General features: G+C 71.9%; 3 protein-coding genes. 1 reads left to right on the top strand and 2 read right to left on the bottom strand.

Going from position 1 to position 3603, the window contains the following annotated elements:
• Nucleotides 1–309, bottom strand: a 309-nt coding sequence (locus IFT36_RS15555) for a MerR family transcriptional regulator (protein WP_200413605.1), incomplete at its 3' end; no start/stop codon positions are given.
• Between the two features lie 98 nt (nt 310–407).
• On the opposite strand from IFT36_RS15555, the gene IFT36_RS15550 reads away from it, so the two are divergent.
• Nucleotides 408–2057, top strand: a complete 1650-nt coding sequence (locus IFT36_RS15550) for a SulP family inorganic anion transporter (RefSeq protein WP_200413604.1) — start codon at nt 408–410, stop codon at nt 2055–2057.
• Between the two features lie 134 nt (nt 2058–2191).
• On the opposite strand, the gene IFT36_RS17045 is transcribed toward IFT36_RS15550, so the two are convergent.
• On the bottom strand, nt 2192–3349 hold the full coding sequence (locus tag IFT36_RS17045; RefSeq protein WP_200413603.1) for a C40 family peptidase: 1158 nt from the start codon (nt 3347–3349) through the stop codon (nt 2192–2194).
• Nucleotides 3350–3603 lie beyond the last annotated feature (254 nt).

The following is a 3603-nucleotide window of genomic DNA, read 5'->3' as shown; positions in this document are numbered from 1 at the left end:
GACCGCGGCGGCCGCGTCGCCCGCCCCGCCGTCGTCGCCCGCCCCGGCCTCGTCGCCCGCCCCGCCGTCGAGTGCGTCGACGACCCGCAGCAGTTCGGCCATCTCGTCGAGGCTGAACCCGAGCGGCTTCATGCGTCGGATCACCATGAGCCGCAGGTAGTCGTCGTGCGTGTAGAGCCGGAATCCGCCCTCGCTGCGGCCCGACGGCGTCAGCAGACCGACCTCGTCGTAGTGGCGGATCGTGCGCAGCGACATCTCGGTGCGCTCGGCCAGCTCGCCGATCTGCATCGTGGCGGTCTCGTCGGGCATGGGATCTCGTTTCATCTCTACCCTCACGTAAGGGTAGGGTTGCATCGTACGGCAGTGTCGCCGACTCCCCATTCTTCCGCACACCCCAGGAGTCCTCCGTGACCACTGCCCACGACTCCGACCGCGCGCGCCCTGAACCCGCCGCGCGGTCGGTCCTCCCCGTCCGCCCCACCGACACGGTGCTGTCCGTGTTGCGCAACCCGCGCCTCCTGACCCGCGAGGCCCTGGCCGGCGTCGTCACGACGCTCGCGCTCGTGCCCGAGGTCATCTCGTTCTCGGTGATCGCCGGGGTCGACCCGATGGTCAGCCTCGTCGCGTCGATCGTGCTCGCGCTCGTCATGTCGGTCCTCGGCGGCCGGCCGGCGATGGTGACCGCCGCCGCGGGCTCGGTCGCCCTCGTCATCGCGCCACTGGTCCGCGAGCACGGCACCGACTACGTGCTGCCCACGGTCGTGCTGGCCGGGCTCGTGCAGCTCGCGTTCGGGCTCGCCGGCCTCGCCCGGCTGATGCGGTTCATCCCCCGCTCGGTCATGATCGGCTTCGTCAACGCGCTCGGCGTGCTGATCTTCGTGGCGCAGGTGCCGCACATCATCGACCAGCCGTGGGTCGTCTACCCGCTGTTCGCCCTGACCATCGCGATCGTCGTGCTGCTGCCGAAGGTGACGAAGGCCGTACCCGCGCCGCTCGTCGCCATCGTCGTCGTGACGGTCATCGCCGTGGCCGCCCGCCTCGACGTGCACACCGTCGGCGACGAGGGCCCGATGGGTGGCGGCCTGCCCGGCCTGACCCCGTGGCTCGCCCCGTTCACCCTCGAGACGTTGCAGATCATCTGGCCGACCGCCCTCAGCGTCGCCTTCGTCGGCCTGATGGAGACCCTGCTGACCGCCAAGCTCGTCGACGACCTCACCGAGACCCCGTCGCACAAGGGCAAGGAGTCCTGGGCGCTCGGCGTCGCGAACATCGCGGCGGGCTTCTACGGCGGCATCGCCGGCTGCGCCATGATCGGCCAGACCGTCGTCAACGTGAAGATCGGACGGGCCCGCACGCGGGTGTCGACCATCGCAGCCGGGCTCTTCCTGCTGTTGCTGGTCACCGGGCTGAGCGCCGTGATGTCGACGATTCCGATGGTGGCGCTGGCCGCGGTCATGATGATCGTCGCGATCACCACCGTCGACTGGCACTCGCTGAAGCCGTCGACCCTCCGCCGCATGCCCGTGCCCGAGACACTGGTCATGGTGGTCACGGTGGCGGTGGTCGTCGCGACGAACAACCTCGCCCTCGGCGTCGCGGTCGGCGTGCTCCTCGCGATGGTGCTGTTCGCCCGCCGCGTGGCCCACGTGATCACGGTCGAGCGGCACGTGACGCCGGCCCCCGCGGGCGCCACCGACACCTCCGACACCTACGGCACCTCCCGCACCGCCAGGGACACCGTCGGGGTCACCCCGAGCGCAGGAGGCGCGGGTGCCGTCGTCGACGGACCCCCGGCCCCTGAGACGGTGCGGTACGACGTCGTCGGCCCGCTGTTCTTCGGCAGCAGCAACGACCTCGTCGAGCACTTCTCCTACGGAGACGACCCCGCGACGGTCACCGTCGACCTGTCCCGCGCCCAGGTGTGGGACGCGTCGAGCGTCGCCGCCCTCGACTCGGTCGACGAGAAGTTCCGCGCACACGGCGTGACGGCGACGTTCGTCGGGCTGGACGACCGCAGCGAGGCGTTCCACGGCCGTCTCACCGGCCGCCTCGGGTAGCGGGTCCGGAGCACGCGCACGCGACACCGCGGCACGGTGCTTGCCGCAGGGCAGGCGGACGGCGGAGACCCGGAGGCGCGGGTCGTCAGATCAGGTCGTCAGAGCGGCAGACGCAGCCGAGCCCGAGGGACGGCTCAGCCGTCGATGCGGACGAAGTGGTGCGCCTGGTTCCAGATCGGGCGGACGTCGACGAAGCCGCCGGGCTTCGGGGCGTCGAGGATCATGCCGTTGCCGGCGTAGATGCCGTCGTGGGCCAGGTTGTCGAACACGACGAGGTCGCCGGGGACCGCCTCGGACTCGGGGATGGTCCGGCCCTCGGTGTTCTGCGTCGGCACGTAGTGGGTCAGCTCGATGCCGAACTGCGCGTAGACGAACGTGATGAGGCCCGAGCAGTCGAACTTCGAGGGGTCTTCGCCGCCGTGCACGTACGGCGTGCCGATGTACTGCAGCGCGACCGCGAGCACCTGGTCGCGGTCGAGTTCGGGGTAGAGCGGGTTCGCGAGGTAGTCGGCCGTGGTCGGCCCCTCGTAGGTCGTGTTCGCCGCGGCCTTGCGGTTCTGCAGGTTCTGCGTCACGACGTCGACCATCGACGTGGCCGAGTAGGCGTCGCGGGCGGTCTCGTCGGACTCGTCCGTCAGCGAGGCGGTGTCGACCGACAGCGTCTGCGAACCGAGCGACGACCGCGCCGTCGCACCCGCGGCGACGGCCTGGGCCTCGTCGCCGGTGGTCGCGAGCAAGGGGAGGACGCCGCTGGCGGCGAAACCGACGATCGCGGTGACGATGGAGAGCTTCTTGACGGCGGTGCCGACGCTGCGCGCCGCACCGGGGCGGCCGGCGGCCGCACGGGTCGGCGACGCGGGACGTGCGACCACGGCCGCGGCACGGCGAGCGCGGCGCGACGGACGGACAGGTGCCGGGTGGCCGGTGGACGAGGAGGCGCGGGCCGCGTCCTCGGGACGAGCGGCGGCGCTGGCCGTGGCGGCGGACTCTTCGAGACCGAGCAGGGGGCCGGTCTGAACCGGCGCGTCGGCGCGTCGGGGTCGGACGCGCGGGGCGACCGAGGCCTCGGCAGCACCGACGAGGGCGGGGCACTCGACGAAGGACTCACGGTGCGAGGTGGGGAGGACGTCCCGTCGGGCACGGCGTTCGCGACGCTCGAGGGCGAGGCGGGCCGAACGCTCTCCGAGCGGACGGACGCCGGTCGGACCAGCCTGACGCTGACCAGCACTTTCGACGTGACCAGCCGTCGCGCCACCCTGATCCGGAGAGGTCGGGGAGGCGGGCTTCGTCACGCGTGCGGTCCTCTCGTCTGGGGGTGGTGCGAACACTCGACCCTAGCGCGCATCATCCTCGAGGTGTAGTTCTCGTCGGAAAAAGATCACGAACAGGTCACGAGGCCAGGCGGTGATCACTCGTCGGATGACGGCGGCTCACCCGGCCCGGACGACGGTCCCGGGTCGCCTCGGCGCCGCTTGAGCTCGCGTCGCAGGGCCCGCCGTTCGCGCCAGCTCGGGGGTGGTGGCGGCACGGCGGCGGCCTCGGCGGC

This window comes from Frigoribacterium sp. CFBP 13605 (assembly GCF_014839405.1).
Taxonomy (GTDB): domain Bacteria; phylum Actinomycetota; class Actinomycetes; order Actinomycetales; family Microbacteriaceae; genus Frigoribacterium.
This window is presented reverse-complemented; position numbering and strand designations above follow the sequence as displayed.